This window comes from Sapientia aquatica (genome assembly GCF_004358105.1).
GTDB classification, from domain to species: Bacteria; Pseudomonadota; Gammaproteobacteria; order Burkholderiales; family Burkholderiaceae_D; genus Solimicrobium; species Solimicrobium aquaticum.
In genome coordinates this window covers 222,745-242,521 of record NZ_SMYL01000004.1, presented here as the reverse complement: position 1 = coordinate 242,521, position 19,777 = coordinate 222,745, and the positions used below count along the sequence as shown (strand labels likewise).

Annotated in this window: 17 protein-coding genes; 10 read left to right on the top strand and 7 right to left on the bottom strand. The window is 49.7% G+C overall.

Features of this window, described 5'->3' with window-relative positions; genetic code table 11:
- The first annotated feature begins 138 nt into the window (after positions 1–138).
- A complete protein-coding gene (locus E2I14_RS10580) occupies positions 139–1,272 on the top strand; it encodes a pyridoxal phosphate-dependent aminotransferase (protein ID WP_133328215.1) in 1,134 nt (377 codons plus the stop codon).
- Complete coding sequence (locus E2I14_RS10575; RefSeq protein WP_133328213.1) at positions 1,272–2,510, top strand: MFS transporter; 1,239 nt, start codon at positions 1,272–1,274, stop codon at positions 2,508–2,510. Before E2I14_RS10580 ends, E2I14_RS10575 begins: the two co-directional genes overlap by 1 nt.
- Before the next feature lie 125 nt (positions 2,511–2,635).
- On the opposite strand, the gene yghU is transcribed toward E2I14_RS10575, so the two are convergent.
- On the bottom strand, positions 2,636–3,511 hold the full coding sequence (gene yghU / locus E2I14_RS10570; protein WP_133328211.1) for a glutathione-dependent disulfide-bond oxidoreductase: 876 nt from the start codon (positions 3,509–3,511) through the stop codon (positions 2,636–2,638).
- Between the two features lie 205 nt (positions 3,512–3,716).
- On the opposite strand from yghU, the gene E2I14_RS10565 reads away from it, so the two are divergent.
- Complete coding sequence (locus tag E2I14_RS10565; protein ID WP_133328209.1) at positions 3,717–3,995, top strand: BON domain-containing protein; 279 nt, start codon at positions 3,717–3,719, stop codon at positions 3,993–3,995.
- Here the strand turns inward: E2I14_RS10565 and E2I14_RS10560 are convergent.
- Positions 3,992–4,594, bottom strand: a complete 603-nt coding sequence (locus tag E2I14_RS10560) for a LysE/ArgO family amino acid transporter (protein ID WP_133328207.1) — start codon at positions 4,592–4,594, stop codon at positions 3,992–3,994. The genes E2I14_RS10565 and E2I14_RS10560 overlap by 4 nt on opposite strands.
- 93 nt (positions 4,595–4,687) lie before the next feature.
- Here E2I14_RS10560 and E2I14_RS10555 point away from each other — a divergent pair, with 93 nt between their 5' ends.
- Together E2I14_RS10555 and E2I14_RS10550 are read left to right on the top strand one after the other, a co-directional pair.
- Positions 4,688–5,593: a LysR family transcriptional regulator ArgP gene (locus tag E2I14_RS10555; RefSeq protein WP_133328205.1), complete on the top strand. Its 906-nt coding sequence runs from the start codon at positions 4,688–4,690 to the stop codon at positions 5,591–5,593.
- Between the two features lie 144 nt (positions 5,594–5,737).
- On the top strand, positions 5,738–5,893 hold the full coding sequence (locus E2I14_RS10550) for a DUF3096 domain-containing protein (RefSeq protein WP_133328203.1): 156 nt from the start codon (positions 5,738–5,740) through the stop codon (positions 5,891–5,893).
- 159 nt (positions 5,894–6,052) lie between these two features.
- Here the strand turns inward: E2I14_RS10550 and E2I14_RS10545 are convergent, their stop codons facing one another.
- On the bottom strand, positions 6,053–6,904 hold the full coding sequence (locus E2I14_RS10545; protein WP_133328201.1) for an SDR family oxidoreductase: 852 nt from the start codon (positions 6,902–6,904) through the stop codon (positions 6,053–6,055).
- Between the two features lie 114 nt (positions 6,905–7,018).
- On the opposite strand from E2I14_RS10545, the gene E2I14_RS10540 reads away from it, so the two are divergent.
- Entirely contained in the window at positions 7,019–7,945 is a 927-nt protein-coding gene (locus E2I14_RS10540) for a LysR family transcriptional regulator (protein WP_133328199.1), read from the top strand.
- A 138-nt stretch (positions 7,946–8,083) separates the two neighbouring features.
- Positions 8,084–8,701 carry a glutathione S-transferase family protein gene (locus E2I14_RS10535; protein WP_133328197.1) on the top strand — a complete coding sequence of 206 codons (618 nt, stop codon included), beginning with the start codon at positions 8,084–8,086 and terminating at the stop codon, positions 8,699–8,701.
- Positions 8,702–8,758: 57 nt separating this feature from the next.
- Here E2I14_RS10535 and E2I14_RS10530 read toward each other — a convergent pair whose 3' ends face one another.
- Positions 8,759–11,494, bottom strand: a complete 2,736-nt coding sequence (locus tag E2I14_RS10530; RefSeq protein ID WP_133328195.1) for a 7TM diverse intracellular signaling domain-containing protein — start codon at positions 11,492–11,494, stop codon at positions 8,759–8,761.
- Positions 11,495–11,513: 19 nt separating this feature from the next.
- Complete coding sequence (locus E2I14_RS10525) at positions 11,514–12,002, bottom strand: response regulator (RefSeq protein WP_133328193.1); 489 nt, start codon at positions 12,000–12,002, stop codon at positions 11,514–11,516.
- Positions 12,003–12,914: 912 nt separating this feature from the next.
- Here E2I14_RS10525 and E2I14_RS10520 point away from each other — a divergent pair.
- Positions 12,915–13,382 (top strand): DUF1203 domain-containing protein, encoded by a 468-nt coding sequence (locus E2I14_RS10520; protein ID WP_133328191.1) that lies wholly within the window; start codon positions 12,915–12,917, stop codon positions 13,380–13,382.
- 74 nt (positions 13,383–13,456) lie between these two features.
- Here E2I14_RS10520 and E2I14_RS10515 read toward each other — a convergent pair whose 3' ends face one another.
- Together E2I14_RS10515 and E2I14_RS10510 are read right to left on the bottom strand one after the other, a co-directional pair.
- Positions 13,457–15,706 carry a putative bifunctional diguanylate cyclase/phosphodiesterase gene (locus E2I14_RS10515; RefSeq protein ID WP_133328189.1) on the bottom strand — a complete coding sequence of 750 codons (2,250 nt, stop codon included), beginning with the start codon at positions 15,704–15,706 and terminating at the stop codon, positions 13,457–13,459.
- 65 nt (positions 15,707–15,771) lie between these two features.
- Positions 15,772–16,059 carry a BufA1 family periplasmic bufferin-type metallophore gene (locus E2I14_RS10510; protein ID WP_133328187.1) on the bottom strand — a complete coding sequence of 96 codons (288 nt, stop codon included), beginning with the start codon at positions 16,057–16,059 and terminating at the stop codon, positions 15,772–15,774.
- Between the two features lie 288 nt (positions 16,060–16,347).
- Here E2I14_RS10510 and E2I14_RS10505 point away from each other — a divergent pair, with 288 nt between their 5' ends.
- Entirely contained in the window at positions 16,348–18,684 is a 2,337-nt protein-coding gene (locus E2I14_RS10505; RefSeq protein WP_133328420.1) for a DNA polymerase II, read from the top strand.
- A gap of 341 nt (positions 18,685–19,025) precedes the next feature.
- Complete coding sequence (locus tag E2I14_RS10500) at positions 19,026–19,526, top strand: hypothetical protein (RefSeq protein WP_133328185.1); 501 nt, start codon at positions 19,026–19,028, stop codon at positions 19,524–19,526.
- Positions 19,527–19,777: the final 251 nt, after the last annotated feature.

The window sequence follows — 19,777 nt, the reverse complement described above, 5'->3', positions numbered from 1 at the left end:
TTGTGAGTGCTACTATGTCAGCCTTGTTTTTTGGGATGCGTAGCTCAAGCACTACTTTTATCTCACCAAAAATCACTAACACCAAAACACTTCACCAGTACTTAACTGGCAATAACTAATGAGTTGGAAAGCACCAGCATGAGCGCACAAATTGATCCGTTTTACGCCATTGGCATTAGCAAAATCGCACACCAACTAAAAGCCGAGGGGCGTTCCATCATTCACATGGAATTTGGTCAACCTTCGACCGGTGCGCCACAAGCGGCAATTGCGCGCGCGCATGACATTCTCGATACCGACGGAATGGGCTATTTTGATAGCGTGCCGTTAAAAACGCGGCTGGCGCAGCATTATTTGGATAGCTATGGAGTGCAGGTCAGTGCTGAGCAATTCGTGCTGACTTGTGGCGCATCGCCTGCGCTAGTGTTGGCGCTAAGTTCGGCTTTTTCACCTGGTGACCGAATAGCCTTAGCGCGCCCCGGTTATGTGGCTTATCGCAACGTAATCAAAGCAGTCAACCTAGTTCCGGTCGAAATCGCCTGCGATGCGACCACCCGCTTCCAACTCACTGCCATGCATTTAGCCGAACTCATTCCTGCACCGGCTGGTGTGATTATTGCCAGCCCAGCCAATCCCACCGGCACGATTATCGAGGCCGACGAATTGGCGGCGATCACCGTTGTGTGCCGCGAGCGTGGAATACAAATTATTTCGGATGAAATTTATCATGGGCTGTCTTACACAAGTCCTGCGCGGTCAATGTTGGAGTTCGAACCAAACGCAATAGTGATCAATAGTTTTTCTAAATTTTTTAGCATGGTGGCATGGCGTTTAGGTTGGTTATTAGCGCCGCCAAAATTGGCCGAACGGGCGGCGGCGTTTGCCAGCAATATGTATCTAACTCCGCCGACCTTAAGCCAGCACATGGCATTGGTCGCATTGAATAACCAAGACGAGTTGCATGAACACGTGAAGGTCTATACCGAAAATCGCCGCCTGTTGTTGAATGCCTTACCCGCCTTAGGTTTAACTGCCATCGCACCGCCTGATGGCGCATTTTATATTTACGCCAACATCGGTCACTTGACCGACAACAGCTTGCAATTTTGCGAAAAATTATTGCGCGAAACCGGAGTCGCCACCGCGCCCGGTATTGATTTTGATCCGGTCGATGGCCGGCATTTTTTCCGTATTAGTTTTGCTGTTTCGACGCCACAAGTCGTCGAAGCGATTGAACGTCTTCAACCTTGGTTCGCCGCCCAAACTCGTTAATGCCAACTTCACGCTTTAGAAATACCTTCCGCTCCCTGCGCACCTACAATTACCGCATTTGGTGCATGGGTGCGTTAGTCTCAAATGTGGGCACGTGGATGCAACGCATCGCGCAAGATTGGTTGGTCATGTCTCAGCTAACCAATCACAGCGGGGCCGCGGTTGGAGTAGTAATGGCGTTGCAGTTTGGCCCGCCGATTGTGTTGATGTCGGTAGCGGGACGTTTGGCAGATCAATACGATAGGCGCAAATTGTTAATCATCACTCAGTCGGCATTGGGCTTGACTGCCTTGGCGCTTGGGTTGTTGGTGTTATCCGGTCATGTCGCCTTGTGGCATGTGTACGCTTTTGCCGGAATCATGGGCTGCATCACCGCGTTTGATTCCCCGGCGCGCCAAACCTTTCTCGCAGAATTAGTGGGCGACGACGATTTGCCGAATGCGGTGGCGCTCAATTCCTCCTTATTTAATAGCGCTCAATTGATCGGACCGGCTATCGGCGGTGTGTTGATTTCGTTGATCGGGGTTGGTTGGGTGTTTGTGTTGAATGCCGCTTCGTTTATTGGCGTGATTGCGTCGCTAACTCAAATGCGTACCAGCGAGCTACGTCAAAAATCGAGCAAGCTCAATTCCAGCGGCGGCTTCTTCGCTGGACTGTCCTACATTCGCACCAAGCCAGAATTAATCATGGCCCTGCTAATGCTATTCATTTTGGGAACTTACGGGCTGAATTTTCCGGTATTTATTTCCACGATGTCGATCACGACCTTTCATGGTGGCGCGCACTTGTATGGAATGTTGTCGTCAATGATGGCCATTGGCTCTGTCATGGGTGCGCTGCATGTGGCGGGTAAATCTGCGCCTAGTTTATCGTTTTTAACCCTGAGTGCGTTTGGTTTTGGCGTGGTCGCGGCGCTAGCTGCCGTGATGCCGAACGCGATGTTGTTCGGTGCTTTTTTGGTCGCGCTTGGGCTGACCACGCAAATGTTTACCACCACGGCCAACAGCTTCGTGCAACTTTCAACCGACCCCGCCATGCGTGGGCGCGTGATGGCGATATATATGGGGATATTTTTAGGCTGCACTCCGTTGGGCGCACCTCTGGTGGGTTGGGTGGCTGACGCGTTCGGGCCGCGTTGGGCATTAGGCGTCGGCGCAGCGGCGGGTTTTATTACCGCGGCAATTGGTGCGTTGTATAAATATAAGGTGCGTCAGGCGAAGGAAAGGTTGGCGGATTAACCTGCTGCTTTTTCGTGGTCTGACTGTTGCTTGAATCAATAAGAATGCCCGTTGCAAAAAAACTGCAGCGGGCATTTTTTAATGCATAGTCGGTTGACGAAATTCATCAAGCCAAAATTTAAATGTTATGACGCTGGATTGAGCTTGTCTTGCGTCTTGGTGTCAAAATCGCTGGCCTCATGGCGTTCATGCAGTTGCTCGGACAACTCGCCATTGACCTTGTTGACCATGCGCCCACGTTTGACCGCGGGACGCGCAGCAATTTGATCGGCCCAGCGCTGCACATGTTTGTATTCATGGGTGCTCAAAAATTCGGCGGCATTATAAACCCAGCCTTTGACCAATCCGCCGTACCAAGGAAACACCGCGATATCCGCAATCGTGTATTCGTCCCCGGCTAGGAATTGGTTGTCCGCCAAACGGCGATCCAGTACATCGAGTTCACGTTTAACTTCCATCGCAAAACGGTCGATAGCGTATTCAATCTTAGTCGGCGCATAAGCGTAAAAGTGACCAAAGCCACCGCCTAAATACGGTGCGCTGCCCATCTGCCAAAACAACCAATTTAAGGTTTCGGTGCGAGTGGCAATGTCTTTCGGTAAAAATGCGTCAAACTTTTCAGCTAAATAGAGCAAGATCGAACCCGATTCAAATACCCGAATCGGCTTGTCGCTGCTGCGATCCATTAGTGCGGGAATCTTAGAATTAGGATTGACGTCCACAAAGCCTGATCCGAACTGATTACCGTCACCGATTTTGATTAACCACGCATCGTATTCTGCGCCGCTGTGACCGAGCGCCAGTAACTCTTCCAACATGATGGTGACTTTGACGCCGTTAGGTGTGGCCAGTGAATAGAGTTGCAGCGGATGGCGACCAATCGGCAATTCTTGGTCGTGGGTTGCGCCAGCAATCGGGCGATTAATGCTGGCGAACGTGCCGCCGTTAGGTTTTACCCAAGTCCATACTTTTGGTGGGACGTATTCTACGGAATCTGTCATGGTATTTCTCGCAATGTTCAAAAAGCCGACGGGCGGCGAAAGGGGCTCAAATGTGAAAGGCGTAGTTTAAGGGTTTTTGCAGAAATTAGTTTCGGCGCGATATTGCGCAGTTATTTTTACTTCCAATGTGACCGAACACACCGATCAGTTTCGTACCTTGTGGCTTACTTATCGCATCGTAAACGCGATAACAAAAGGAATAACCATGAAAACCGATCCGCAAATTCAGCAAGATGTCATCGCCGCATTGAAAGCCGATGCGCTGTTAGCAGGCAGCGATATTGAGGTCGCTGTGAAAGATGGAGTGGTGACCTTAACGGGAATAGTTAGCTCTGAATTGATTACAACGATGGCGCAAGCAGCCGCCATTAATATCGCTGACGTGAAACGTGTCGAGCAAAGTATTCAAATAGAGACGGCGAGCGAATTGCGCGATGAGCAGGACGTATCGGCTTTTCGTCGCAGCAGCCCGATTGATTTTTAAGCGCCGGTTAGCAGCAAAATTCCTAGCCCAAACATGGTCGCTGCAATCAGCGTATCCAACACGCGCCAAGCGGCAGCGCGGTTGAATAGTGGGCGCAGCAAACGCGCGCCAAATCCCAAGGAGAAAAACCAGGTAAAGCTAGACAGCACCGCACCCAGCCAAAAATACCATTTACCCGCGCCACGATTATTCGCCAACGAGCCTAACAAAATCACCGTATCCAAATACACGTGCGGATTAAGAAAAGTAAACGCCAAACAGGTCGCGATCGCCACGCCGAGCGACGCGCCCACTTTGTCATCAACCGTCAGCGGTTGTGGATGCAAGGCGCGCTTGGCCGCAATCCAGCCATAAGCCAGTAAAAATGCCGCACCGCCATAACGAGTAACTGTCACCACCATCAGCGCAGATTGAATTAAGGCGCCCATTCCCGCAATCCCCGCTGCGATCAACAAGGCATCCGCCAACGCGCAAATCAGCACTACGGGCAAGACATGCTCACGCCGAATTCCTTGGCGCAGTACGAAGGAATTTTGTGCGCCGATGGCGATGATGAGAACGGCGCCCGAGAGGAAGCCAGCAATAATATCGTTAGTCATGATGTGAATAAGTTAGTAGTTTTAGCAAATTGTATTTCCTGCGTTAAAATTAGTAAAACTAATCTTTCTAATGAACCATTAGAATGGCTAATCATGAAAATCGATAACGCCCAACTCGCCGCCTTTGCCGCCGTGCTCACCGAAGGGAACTTTGATCTAGCAGCGCGCAAGCTCAACGTGACGCCATCTGCCATCAGTCAACGGATTAAATTATTAGAAGATCGCATCGGCCAAATCCTGATTCAACGCACCATTCCCTGCCAAGCCACCGCCGCCGGTCGCATGCTGTGGCGCTACGCGGAAGAAGTAGCGTTACTCGAATCCGAAGTGTTTTCCGCGCTGGGAATTGAGAAAGAACTTCAATCGACCAAAGTGCGTATCCCGATTGTGGTCAACGCTGATTCGTTAGATAGCTGGTTCGCGCTGGTGCTGGAATCAGTTGCGCTAGATGGAACGATGGTCTTGGATATTCGCGCCGAAGATCAAGATCATTCGCTCGCCATGCTGCGCGAAGGTAACGTGATGGCAGGCATCAGCACCAGCCCCAACGCAATTCAAGGCTGCAAAGTTGAAGCCTTAGGCGTAATGCGCTATTTGGCAGTAGCCGCGCCCAGTTTTCGCAAACGATATTTTTCACGCGGTGTGACTGCCAAAGCGTTAAATGCCGCACCGATGCTGACCTTCAACCGCAAAGACGCGCTGCAACAAGTCTTTATTGCGCGCTTCACCGACCAAGCAATCGAGCCGCCGATCCACGCAATCCCCACAACCCGCTCATTCTACGAAGCAGCGCGACGCGGTTTAGCGTGGGGCATGATGCCAGAACAAATCGCGAACCAAGGATTGGATTCGGGCGAATTGGTACAACTAAACAAGCAGCATTTTTTGGATGTTCCGTTGTATTGGCATCGCTGGAGAATTGAATCTAAGGCGATTGATTTAATCTCGCAAATGGTCGCCGATGCGGCGGCGTTCAGTTTGCGGAAATTGGATACATAGTTGATGCGCGAACCAGAGTTGACATTGCCAAGCGGATTCAAGAAACCTTCCTGATCAACTTCAACATAAGCTAATTTACGCACCTCTGAATCGGATTGTCAGGTAAAATTTATTTCTTTAAATCAACATAAAGAAACCCCCAACATGAACCTGCATTTGAGCTTGATACCGATTTTGGCCATCATCGCTGGAATTTTGATTTTGGTTGTCCCAAAAGCCTTCCATTACATCGTTGCATTTTTTCTGATTATTTACGGCTTGTTGGCAATACTGGGTTTTAATCATTGGGCGCTGCATTAAGGCGCATGTAGTCCGGTATTCGAAGGGTCGAGTCAGGCAGTCGGAATTGGCGCGGGGCGCTGTCTGATATGTGCAATGACTATGGTACAAGGCCCAACCTGTTTTGCAGGTTGGGCCTTGCTGTTTATCGACATTCTCGGTGAGTCAAACCGCCTACTTTTACAACCAGCTTTGACGATAATCTTGCACAAAGCTTGCAAAGGTAATTGGTGCGCGGCCAAGGATGTTTTGCACAGTGTCTGTCGTACCAGCGGCATAACCGGCGGCGGTTAGTTGGTGCAAGCTCATCATTTGCTCGATAGACCAGTCGTCCATCCCCATTGATTTCATCGACTCAATCGCCGATTTATCGTCCACGGCGACATAACTAATTGCTTTGCCTGTGGCTTGCGCGATCAAGCTAATTGCTTCCGCATTCGATACTGCTGCACCGCCAGTTAAGGTGTACATCTGGCCATCGTGGGCGGCTGGATTTTTTAATACGGCTGCGGTTACAGCGGCGATGTCGCGTACATCGATAAAACTCACGCGCCCATCGGCTTGCGGTAAATACAATGCGCCTATTTTGATCATTCCAGAGAAGTAGGTCGCAAAATTTTGCATGAAGGTTGCAGGACGAATCAGGGTAAATGGAATGCCCGAATCAATGATTAATTGGTCGATTTCGCCTTGCAAACGCGGTAACGCAAAGCCCGCTTGCGGATCAGCGCCAGCGCCGGACGAACGCACGATGTGTTTAACGCCAGCGGCTTTGGCGGCTGCTACGGCATTGCGCGCTAACTGCAATTTTTCTGGAACTAACGGCAACAGCAAGAATAAGGTATCGATACCAGCAAAAGCGCTTGCTAGACTTTTTTCATCGGCAAAGTCCACATGGCGAGTTGGCACGCCGTTGATCGATTTTCCAGAGGATGAGCCGGCGATGACGTTGATGCCATCGGCGCTTAACTGTTGAACGAGTTGCGTGCCGATGTTGCCAGAAGCGCCAGTGATGAGAATTGAATTTGACATGATTTACTCCTTTAAAGTTGGTTGATGGAGTGCATTATGGGTGAATAATTTACTGCTTATAAGTGGGTAATTGCTATAATCTTTTTCAACTAATGGTTGAAAGTTAGGGGGATTATGGAAACACTGGCCAGTATCGAATCATTTGTACGCAGTGCCGAGCACGGCAGTTTCTCTGCAGCGGCGCGTCGTTTGGGGGTGACGCCAGCGGCGGTGAGTAAAAATGTCGCCAGTCTTGAGGCCAGCCTGGGTGTGCGACTTTTTCAGCGCAGCACGCGCAGTTTGGCGCTCACGGAAGCGGGTGAGCAGTTCTTGGCCGAAGCGACGTCTGGACTCAGTATCTTGCAAGGCGCGATGACCAATTTGGCGGACTCGGTGGGCAAGCCTGTTGGCATCCTCAAAGTGAGTTTGGCACCCGCGTTTGGGCGGGATTATTTTCTGCCCTTACTTAATGAATTTTTGGCGCGCTATCCCGGCGTCACACCGGATTTGCATTTCGATAACCGGCAGGTTGATTTGATTAATGACGGTTTCGATGCGGCCATCGGCGGTGGGATTACCTTGGCACCGGGCGTGATTGCCAGAGAATTAGCCAGTTTGGATTTGGTCTTGGTCGCAACGCCCGGCTACCTCGCGGGACGCGCCAAGGTCAATAATCCCGACGAGTTGCTGGGCATGGACGGCATCGTCTGGCGCTCACCCACGACGGGTCGGATTCGTCCTTGGCGGTTACAAACCACCAAGGGGCAAGAATCAACCGTGCAACTGAAACCGCGCATGACGATGAGCGATCCAGAGGCGATATGCCGAGCGGTGACGCAAGGATTGGGTGTCGGGCTGGTGGCGATGTTGCATGCGTTGCCGTATCTGCAAACTGGCGAATTAGTGCGCATTTTGCCCCATTGGTATAGCAACGCTGGTGCAATCTCGTTGTATTACCCGGGGACGAAATTATTACCGGCAAAAACGCGAGCCTTTGTGGATTTTATGGTCAGCGCCTTTCGTGAACAAAACTTGGCAAAACGTTTGCGCGCAAATGCGTAAGCTGCGCTGGACAAGGCGCAATTTAGGTTACCATCTGTGCCGCAACAGCTCTATTTTTAATGGCTAAAAGTAGTTCTGCGCAATGAACACTCCATCCTTTACCTAGTTGACTAAAACCAAAGAATAGCGAGAGATACCATGACCAAACCAAAACTGATTTACTTTGATTTTCCCGGCAGCCGCGGCGAAGAATGTCGCATTGCTTTGCATTTAGCTGGTATTGACTTTGACGATGTGCGTGTTGCCGGAGCCGATTGGCCCGCACTCAAACCGCAAATTCCCTCCGGCGCGTTGCCGGTGTTTGAATTGCCGGGCAAAGCGCCGATTGCTGATTCTAATGCCATTCTGACTTATGTCGGTCGCCAAGCTGGCATGCTGCCGAAAGAGGATTACGAAGCTGCCTTGCATCTGGCGCTGATGAACTATGTTGAAGATTTGCGTCATCACGTTAGCGCGATTTTGCGTATCACCGATGAGGCTAAAAAAATCACCGAACGCAGAGCGCTTGGCAGCGACTATTTGCCTAAATGGGGCAGTAATGTCGAAAAAATGTTGGGCGATCAGCCTTTCTTTGGCGGTGCAACGATTAGCGTTGTTGATATCAAGCTCTACATGATAGTGCGCTGGTTTAAATCGGGCGTATTGGATCATGTGGTGACGACGGTTTTTGATGACTGCCCAAAACTGAACCGCGTTTATCAATCGGTGGCCGATCATGCCGGCGTCAAGGCGTGGTTAGCGCGCACCGCTAAGTAAGATAGATTGGTTTTAGTGAGGTTCGGACAGCGGGAGCACATTAATGGCTCCCGTTTTTTATGAGATCGGCAAACGCACAAAGAATGTGGTGCCGACGTTGACTTCACTCTCTAAGGATATCGTGCCGTTGTGCTTTTCGACGATTTTTTTGACGATATCCAAGCCCAATCCGCTGCCTTCACCGATAGGTTTAGTGGTGAAAAACGCTTCAAATATTCTTGAGCGAATATCCTCCGGAATCCCACTTCCGGTATCACGCACCGACACTTCAACGTTATCCGCAACCCGTCGAATACCGATGGTTAGCGTGCCGCTATTGTTCATCGCTTGCAGCGCGTTATAGATTAAGTTAGTCCACACTTGATTGAGCGCATCGGGATAGCATTGGATGGTTGGCACGTCCTCATAATTGCGCACGATCTCCACGCCGTGACGGAATTGATTGCTATAAATCGTCAAGACGGTTTCGATACTATCGCGCACGCTTGATTCGATGCGCTGTTCTTCTTCGGGCGAGCGTGAATACGATTTGAGCGCGAAGATGATTTTGGAAACGCGTTCAACCGCCGTATTGATGTTATTAGTGCTGTGCATAATCGAAACGATGCCGGTGGCAGTTTCAAAAATTACTTCTGCTTCGGGATGGGCTAATAAGGGGAGATAAATATCGATCTCGCGATGCAGCCCCATTTGCACTATCAGACCAGCGAAATATCTGGCCTTAGCAATGCCCGCTTGCTCCAACACCGTTTTAGCGACGCGCACTAATTCGCGTTCTTCGCGGCTGTCTAATGCGGCTGCGGCGTTACTGGCTTGCGCGATTAATTGGGTAAAAATGGTGCGTTGTTGAGCGTTGAGTAGTTCAAGTACATCGGGCAAGCTGGTGAGCACTTGCCCCATGGCGTCGGCAATACTTGCTCCGCTCGATTTGACTGCGCCGATAGGCGTGTTAATTTCATGCGCCACGTTAGCGACCAATTGGCCGAGCGAGGCCATTTTTTCAGATTGAATGATGTAGGCTTGCGAGGTCTGCAAATCGCGCAGCAGTTGCTCCAATTTGAGATTCGCTTCTTTAATCGTTTGCTCGTTTTGAATTCGGTCAGAAACATCCTCCATCGCTACCACTAAACCTTTATTCGGTTCACCGACGGCGATGGTATCGACCAAACAATGTACCCAGCGCAATTGGCCATCGCTCCGCTTGATTTGCACTTCTTCGTCGAACAGGCTTCCTTGCGCAATCGTGGCAACCACACGCTGCAAGAAAGCCCGATAATCCGCACTGTTGGCAAAAAATCGCTCATGGGTTGTACCCAAAAGTGATTCAGCGCTATAGCCGACAAGCTGCTGATATTTTTTATTGACTTGCGTGTGCCTACCATTGGTATCCAACAAAATTAACCCAACCGGCGCGGTGTCCAAAATGGCTTGTATCGTGGCTAAGGAATTAAGCGCTTCGGCGCGCGCTGCTTCCAAAGCCACGGTGCGACGCTCGACCCGTTGCTCCAATACTTTTTCGGACGATTGCAGCGATTCGACTAATTGCTTTTGCGCTGCCAATAAAGCGTCTTGATCGCGCGCACTGGCTTTGCGAATTTCGTTAAAACGATCCGCCAGTGCCAAGGCCAGCAAAATCATTTCAATCGCTGAACCAATTTGCATCCCATGCAGTGTGACAAAGTTGGTCGGCACTGCTCCTAACACCAGCAGGGCATAGGTAATGCCACCAGCGATCAATGTGCCAAAAGCCAGTAGAAAAATATAGGCAAATCGTTGACGTTTATAGGCAGCATAAATCCCTAACATGAGCGCATACAAACACGACACAATAAACAGCAGAGTAGCCGGCGTGAGTGCATCACCAAAGTCGATAACAAAGGCAATTGGACACAGGAAAAGCGCCGCGCAAATGAATACCAAAATGCGATCCAGCGTCTTAGAAAACTTGCGTATGCCAAGCAATTCGCGGATGAATAAATACGAGGTGCCCAGTAATAAAGCGAATAACACCATGGTCGAAATCTCTGACCACGCCGTTGCCTCCTGCCACAAAAATTCCGCCCCTAAGCCACCTTCAGAAAACATCGCCAAGATCGTGCTGCCCGCATACAGCACATAGAGCAAGTAGCTGCGTTCGCGCAGAATTAGATACACCAGCAAATTAAACAGCAACAAGGCCGAGCCGATGCCGAAGTACCACGCTTGATTAAAGTAATCGTTGCGCTCGTAATAATGATAAGCATTCGGTTCCCATAATCGCGCGGGAATGACGATAGAACCAGCAGAGCGATATTGCGTTTTGAGGAAATAAATCTGCGTTGAATGTGGCGCGACAGTAATCGGAAAAACCACATAACGATTCGGATAGGCGCGTGAGGAAAAGGGAAATTCCAGCCCGGCTGCTTGGCTGTAATAATGACCATCCGAATTCGTTTGATAAAAATCCACTTCACCGATGCGTGCATAGTGAATTTCTAACATGCGAGTCACTGGCGCTTCCGACTGATTACTCAATTCAAAGCGCAACCAATAAGCGGAGCGAGTCACGCCATAATTTAATGCGCCGCCCACCGCAACAGCGGGCTTGAGTTGCTGCGCGCCTTCAGGCGTTAATAGTTGTTCTAATTGGATCGTGCGCTGTTTGTCTTCCAGCACCATAAAATGATCGGTCAGATCAGCCGGTTCTTGGGCGATGGTCGAGACTTCCAGCGGCGCTCGCGCAGATTTAGCGCACGCAAATTGCCACGGGGCGAAGGAAAACAGAACGATGAACAGCGCAGCTCGAGCCAACATATTAATCTGGTGCGTGCTGTTACTGATCACCGACGCCAACACCCAGCTTGGCCTCTAATTCGGCAATACGGCGTTGCAGCGTGTCGATTTTCTCAATTTGTTCTCTGTGTTGGTTGTACGACTTCAACGCCGAGCGCACCGTCAGCACCAGATCAGCGTTGTTAAACGGCTTCTCCAAAAAGCGATACAGATTGGCTTGGTTAATCGCACGCTTGACGCCCTCCAAGTCGCTTTGACCCGTGAGCATGATGTTGACCGTGTTGGGATACTGTTGATGTATTCGCACCAGCAATTCGTCACCGCGCATTTGTGGCATCAAAAAATCCGACACCACCACGCTTACTTCGCGCCCTTCGGCCTCCAATTCCGCGCACAAAAGCAGCGCTTCTTTCCCGCTACTGGCGATCTCAACAATGACTTCGCTACCCAATATTTTTCCCAATACGATACGCAGTGCTGCAAGGACTGTGCTGTCATCATCAACACATAACACGATGTTCGAATGCATCTGACTACTCCGGTTAGCTGAGGGTGACGCCAAACTGATTCGCTAGGCGCGCAGGGCGTTTCATGCACATCAATTGTTTGAACAACGTTCGCTTGAACTGTTACATGCTTTCTTTATAGGTAATAGATTGAAAAAATCCAAAGGTTATATTTAAAAATTAACAGAGCCCACAATCGGTGTAGGGGCTTCGCGGGCGCCACTCGCTGATGTGCAACCGTCTAACGCGCTGCGGATCAATTCCAAGTGGTAACCGCGTTCTAATTTGGCTAGTAAATTTGATTGCTGTTGGTTGGTGGAAATATGCGACGACTACATCGGTTGGCGAATAGCTAGAAGAGTCGATAGGCTGCAGCTAAGGCAACGAGCCGCGCGGCGAATACCCAATTTAGGGCATTTACAAGCCACAGGGTAACGCTTATTTTATGGAAAATGCTTGGCGGCAATCTTTGCAATCTAGCGACGCTGTAGTCGCTTTAGCTGAATTAAACGGAACATCGGTCGACTTAATTTTGTTGTTCGTAAATGCAAGCAAAGTGTGTCTAGTTTTATTGTGGCGTTCGTTTTGGCACTTTGTACCATTCTGATTTTCTGGAATAGATTTGTATTGACTACTGCATTCTGCTTCATAGGAAATTGGTGTGCCTACGTTTATCTGTGTTGGAACGATGATTATGTCGTGAATCACCTAGCCCAAGTTTTTTTATAGCCATGGTATCTGCCCGGATTGCTTGCAGACCTATGCGGAATTATTTTGGCCGGGATTGGGTTTTATAAATTTTAATGTGGCAAGCAAGCGTCGCTTCACCTAGCATGGCTATGCGCGCGCATGTCACGTCGCAAAACGGCTAACGCCCCGACCCGCGTTCAGCTACGATGCGCGCCTACTAAACAAAGTTGTTAAGCGAGGCGAGCATGAGCTACATTATTCGCGGAATCGATTCCGCACCGTTTGAACATCTCTTTGGATTGTCGGACCAAGAACTTCAGCAGCATGGCGCGAAGCGTTATATCGTGGACGCTGACAATGCGTATCCTGATCGTGTCAGCGTGACTGATTTGGCCATCGGTGATACTGCGCTGTTAGTCAATTATGAACATCTGCCCAGCTCAGGTCCGTATCGCAGCCAACATGCGATTTTTGTGGCAGAACGTTCTGCGCAGGCATCCATTTTTAGCAACACGATTCCCGATGCGCTCAAAAACCGTCTGCTCTCGGTGCGCTCATTTGACCACGATTGTTTGATGCTCGACGCCGAGGTATTGGAAGGTATCGAATTAGCGCGTTGGATTGAAGCCGCCCTGGCGCACAGTGCGGTTGCCTTTATCCAAGTTCACACAGCGCGCCGCGGTTGTTTTATGGCGCAGGTGACTCGTGACTAACGAAGTCTTTTTGGTTGCAATAACGACCGATTAGCTCAGTCGTTGATCTGTACATTGATTATTAATTGCGTGGCCTAATTATGCTTGCGATAGAAGGCCAGAAAATCGTCGGCGGCTAAAGGGCGACTAAAGAAAAATCCTTGAATTTGATCGCAATCGATGGTGTTCAATAGCGCTAATTGTTCGGCAGTTTCGACACCTTCCGCAACGGTGGACATATCCAAAGCCTTCGCCATCGCGACGATAGTTTTCACAATGGCGACGTCGTCAAGATTGTCGGGCAAGTCTTTGATGAAGGCCCGATCAATTTTGATGCAATCAATTGGAAAGCGCTTTAGATACGATAACGAGGAATGACCGGTGCCGAAATCATCCAAGGCCAGATAAATACCGCGTTGCCGGATCGCGTTAAGTAGTTCAATCAAAGTATCCGGATCGTCCATCACCATACTTTCGGTAATTTCTAATTCCAACGCATTGACCGGCAATCCTGTTTGGGCAATCGCAGCGTCGATTTCACTTAATAGATTGGTTGATCGGAATTGGCGTGCTGATAAATTAACGGCAACCCGCAATGCGCGCAATCCATCGCGCTGCCACGCGGCATTTTGACGGCAGGCTTCATGCAAAACCCATCGCCCAATTTCTACAATTAAGCCAGTGTCTTCGGCAATAGGAATGAACTCCGCAGGAGAAATCATGCCGCGCTTAGGATGCATCCAACGCACTAGCGCTTCCATGCCAACTAAGCGGCCTGTGGCTGCTTCTACCTTGGGCTGATAATGTAATCGCAGCTCGTTATTTTGCACCGCGTATTTTAAGTCAGTGGATAGGCTCAAATAATGTGCCGCCGCCTTGCCCATCGCTTCGTCGTACAGCCCGATGCCATTGCCACCGCTGCTTCGGATACGGTTACACGCGTTTGCTGCTTGCTTGACGGTGTCCTCCGCCACCACATCAGGAGCATGGGCGTCGTCGTAATGTAAGACAGCCGCGCCAATTGATAGGGTTGAAAGTAGTTCGTAACCATCCACTTGCAGCGGTTGTTCAGATGCCGACAGAAATTGCTGCGCGCGCTCTTGGGCAACATGGAGTACGTCGCTCTCGATCACAGCGATAAAAGCATTGTTACTAAAGCGGTACAGAGTAAGCTCCGACTGCTGCGATACCGTGCTAAGTCGTTGCGCGATTTTGGCTAACCAATTGGCGGTAATGGCGGCGCCGTAGGTTTCAAATATTTCTTGCTCATGATCGGCCACGATCATCAATAGTGTTCCAGAGTGCTTATTGCTCAGCGCGATGGTTAATTCTTGCTGCAGTTTGTATTGATTCGGCAAGCCAGTTTCTTCATCAAAGAAAGCTTGATAGACCAGTTTTGCTTCAGCCCTTTTCCGCGCCGTCACATCTTTCACGTAGACGTGAAACTCCGAAAAATCGTTGAGATAGGACACCGTATATTCAAACGTATGTTGACCGCGCGCTTGCTCAAACTGCGAGTTAGAAATCGGTGACGATGCGGTTTCATCTAATTTTTTGCAAAAATCAGCGGGGAGCAAATTCCGTGCATCTTTAGTGTCGAGTTGCAGTTCAGCGAGCAGATGAAAGGTCGATGGGTTGGCATATAAAATATCGCCGCTTTGACTGAGTCGCAGCACGACATTGGGATCACGCTCTGGGAACATCGACAATCGGCGGCGCTCAAGTCCTTCGCGCAAAATTGCCACAACATAGTACCCAACAAAAAACGACACGCAAAATACGAATACTGAAAATCCTACCGTCCAATTGACCATCATACCGACGATATTTTGGGAATCCTCCGACAATTTATCGACCGCTGTTTGGTTGGCAGTGGCAATGTTACCGAGGGTGCCTTCGATCTCGCGCACTTTGAGTTTGACTAAGGCCAGAATGACCCGCGCGCCGTCCCAATCAATGTCGGCTGCGCCAAGAATGGTTGCCAGTTTTTCGGACAAATCATCGAGTGCGCCTAATTGAACACGCAATTGTTGTACCTGTTGAGCCGCGCTCTTGTCTTTATCGAGTTCAGCCAGGATCTTGGCTAAATGTTGATTGTTGCTTGCTAGTTGAGATTGGAACGATGCTTTGGTCGCAGTGAATGAATAGTATTCGTATAAAACTCGCTCTTGGTCCCCAATCGCGCCGCGCAATTCGCCCAGGCTGCGGGACTGCGGCAGCTTTTCTGCAATAAAGATGCGATTGATCGCCTGCACCTTGTCACCCAGTATCACGATGCTCACCGAGATGCCGATACCGACGGCGAGTACCAAAACAAAGGCCCACCAGATTCTACGTTGCAGCATTACATGCCCTTTTTTTTAATCTATGGCGGCACACAATAACCAAGCCTGCCAACGCTACCGTCAATTTAATTCGCTTTAGTGGTGGTCGCTTTGGCATCAAGTGATTCTAATTTGCCACCTAGCTGTGTGCAGGTCCCTTTAGGCGTCAAGACAAAATCACTCGGGTCGTTGTTGGCTTTGGAGCGTGTCGCGCAGCTATGTTGGTTGGGATTGCTATTGCAGGCGTTCTGACCGGCCTTAGCAATACCAAAACATTTTTCATCGTCGGCTAAAGCGCGGGGCGAAGCGCTGACCGCAGTCAGTGTTGCAATCGCTGCGATGGCGTTAATAAGTAATGTACGTGAGCGAGTCATTAATAGTGCTTTCCATAAAATTAATAGTGCTGAGCGTATTGCGGAATCGGTGAGCAAAAAACCATGACAAAACGATTAGTTATCCAACGCATGGACTGTTGACACCACTGATTTACTTTAGTCGATGAAGCGAGCAGTTTCAAACTTGTCGTGTTTAATAAACCGGATGTCTCGCAAATAAATATTGAGCGCTATGACCGTTATAATTGCGGTGCTTGGCCTCAAACCAGTCAATGCAGCCCCTTGAGGGCGTCACAATCTTCATCACAGAAAGACCATAATTTCAGCATGGCAGCGCAGGGCTTTTTACTCACACGCCAATGGCGCGATACCCACAACGGAACGGAACTGGATTTTTGGTTAGCTACCGAAGATGGGCCGCGCCATGTGCATTTGCATGAGCAACCGTCGATTGCCTTCATCCCCGCGAATCAACGGGCGCAGGCTGAGTTGGTTTTATCCACCCACAAACAAGGCGAGCTGCGTGAACTAGCGCTACAAGATTTTCAAGGTCGCGCAGTACTTGGTCTGTATTGCAAACAATATCGGCATTTAATCGGGCTGGAGCGACGTTTGCGCGAGGCGGGCGTTGACGTGTATGAAGCCGATATTCTGCCGCCGGATCGCTATTTGATGGAGCGTTTTATCACCGCTCCGGTTTTGTTGAACGATGCTGAAAATAGCGATTTAAAGCCCGCCACCGACTATCGCCCTCAGTTGCGTCTAGTCTCGCTCGATATTGAAACCAGTATTCGCGGCGAATTGTATTCCATTGCCTTAGAAGGTTGCGGCCAGCGCCAAGTCTATATGCTCGGCCCCAAAAACGGCGACGCGAGTGGCCTTAATTTCGATCTGGAATATTGTGAATCAAGGCAGCAATTATTAGAGCGCCTTAATACCTGGATGCAGCAGCACGATCCGGATGCCATCATTGGCTGGAATGTGGTGCAATTCGATTTACGTATTTTGGCGCAGCATTCCGATCTGTATAAAATCCCGCTGACGTGGGGGCGCGATGGCAGCGCGATGGAATGGCGCAAGCACAATCGGCAAGAACATTTTTTCGCCAGCATCGCGGGGCGATTAATTATCGATGGAATTGAAGCCTTGAAATCGGCGACATGGAATTTCCCATCGTTTAGCTTGGAATACGTCTCGCAAACCTTGCTGGGTGAAGGCAAAGACAGCGCCACGCCTTATCAGCGCATGGATGAAATCCAACGTCGGTTTGAGGAAGATAAACCAGCACTGGCCAAATACAATCTCAAAGATTGCGAGCTGGTGACGCGCATTTTTGCTAAAACGGAACTCATCGCGTTTTTGCTGGAGCGTGCCACAGTTACCGGCCTACAAGCCGATCGCAGCGGCGGCTCGGTGGCTGCATTTACCCACCGCTATTTGCCTTTGATGCACCGCGTCGGCTATGTCGCGCCCAATATTGGTGATGTGGTGGCGGAATCGAGTCCGGGCGGATTTGTGATGAACTCGCAACCGGGTTTGTACGAATCGGTGTTGGTGCTGGATTACAAAAGCCTATATCCATCGATTATTCGCAGCTTTTTAATTGATCCAGTTGGTTTGATTGAAGGCATGCAGCATCCTGATGTTGACGAGTCGGTGCCGGGCTTTTTGGGCGCCCATTTTTCGCGCACCAAGCACTGTTTGCCCGCCATCGTCAATCAAATCTGGCAAGCTCGCGAAGCCGCAAAGCGCGATAACAATGCGCCGTTATCCCAAGCGCTAAAAATTATCATGAACTCGTTTTATGGCGTGCTTGGCTCCACCGGTTGTCGCTTCTTCGACCCAAGGCTTGCATCCTCAATCACAATGCGCGGCCACCAGATCATGCACAAGACGCGCGAACTTATTGAGCAACAAGGTTACGTCGTGATTTATGGCGACACCGATTCCACCTTTGTCTGGTTAAAGCACGCTCACAGCGAAGAGCAAGCCGCGCACATTGGGCGTAGCTTAGTTACCCACATCAATGCATGGTGGGCGCAACATCTGCAATCAGAATTTAATTTAACCAGCGCGCTAGAACTGCAATTTGAAAAACACTTTTGCCAGTTCTTTATGCCGACCATTCGTGGCACCGAAGAGGGCAGCAAAAAGCGCTACGCAGGCCAAGTTATGCGCGCTGATGGTAGCGATGAAATTATCTACAAAGGTTTAGAAACAGTGCGCTCTGATTGGACGCCGTTGGCTCAGCGCTTTCAACAGTCGCTGTTTGAGCGCATCTTCAGAAAACAGCCTTACAAAGAATTCGTTAAAGACTATATTGACCGCACACTAAATGGTCAATTTGACGACTTACTGGTTTACCGAAAACGCCTACGCCGACCACTAACCGACTACCAACGCAACGTGCCACCGCATGTCCGCGCAGCGCGTGCGGCAGATGAATTTAACCGCCAACATCAGCGACCGCTGCAATACCAAAAAGGCGGCTGGATTAGCTACGTCATCACCTTAACTGGCCCCGAACCACTAGAAACGCGACGCGCCAACATCGATTACGCGCACTATATTTCCACCCAACTTAAACCGATTGCCGATGCCATTTTGCCGCTGTTGCAGGATGATTTTGATGCGTTGATTAGTCGGCAGCAGCAGTTGTTTTGATCAAGATAAGTTACGGCAGACATGCGCGGGATTCAGTAACGAAACCGATTGAATGAATCAACTCGCGCCTATGCCCTATTTAGGGCATTTACAAACTGTTGCTTAATCTATAGTGTGGCAAAAGATTCTGATACGCAACTTTGTAAAGCGATGAGAAGCGCGTTGGATTTGGTTAGAACAATTTTTAGAATTCCGGTATTGGTCAAGCAGATCTGACGATTAAGCCCAGCAAGTTCGGTACAGCGATATAAATCGGGCACAGCAATTGTTAGCAATGCGACTCCATTCATTCACGCACGTCAAAACACAGCAGCTTCGTACCTTAAGGCTCAAAGGAAAAGATGAATAATTATTTGACTAATGGTTACCTCCAAATCAGACGTAATCGAAGCGTCCAAGCACCTGCTGCAACCTCCATGCGCCGACAATGGGCGGTCGCAATCGCAGTCGTTTTATCACTAATTTTCTCGACCGTCTTCAGCGCCGAAGAGATTCCAAAATCAATCGTAGCCGTCGTGGGTGATGCGGATACGTTTAATATTGGACAGGAAGACTACTGCGGCACCCGCACCGAGATTGCTTCGCCGAGTGGGAAGCAGGTCAAAGTTCAATCGGGTAAGACAACCTTTTTCCATATACAAGCAAAATTTAGAACGCCTAGCGCCACCTATACTTGTGAAGGCGAATTTTCGTTTATGCCAGCGCCTGCCCTGCTGCATGTCGTGCGCTATACGCTCAACGGATCGCAATGCAAGTTGGAGATGTTCCAAAGTGAGCCGGGTGGCACACCAACGCGAATGGAATTCAAGCAAGAGCAAAGTAGGAGCTGTTTGTTTAAATAAATCATCTTCAGTCCAGTGACGCCGATGTTGACTTCTAGGTTGACCTTAAACGTAGAAATCAACATCGGCGTAGAGCGTGGGAATGGTCTGCCTAAACGCGAGTTTTTATAAAACAATCGAGATATTTTGTTTTTAGACAGTCACCGTACTCTCAGAAAAATTGACGGCGTGGTGCGAGACGAGAAAGTGTACGGTTGAATTGGAATCCATGCGAGTCACCTAACTGCACTAAGCTGCCATATAGTTGCAGC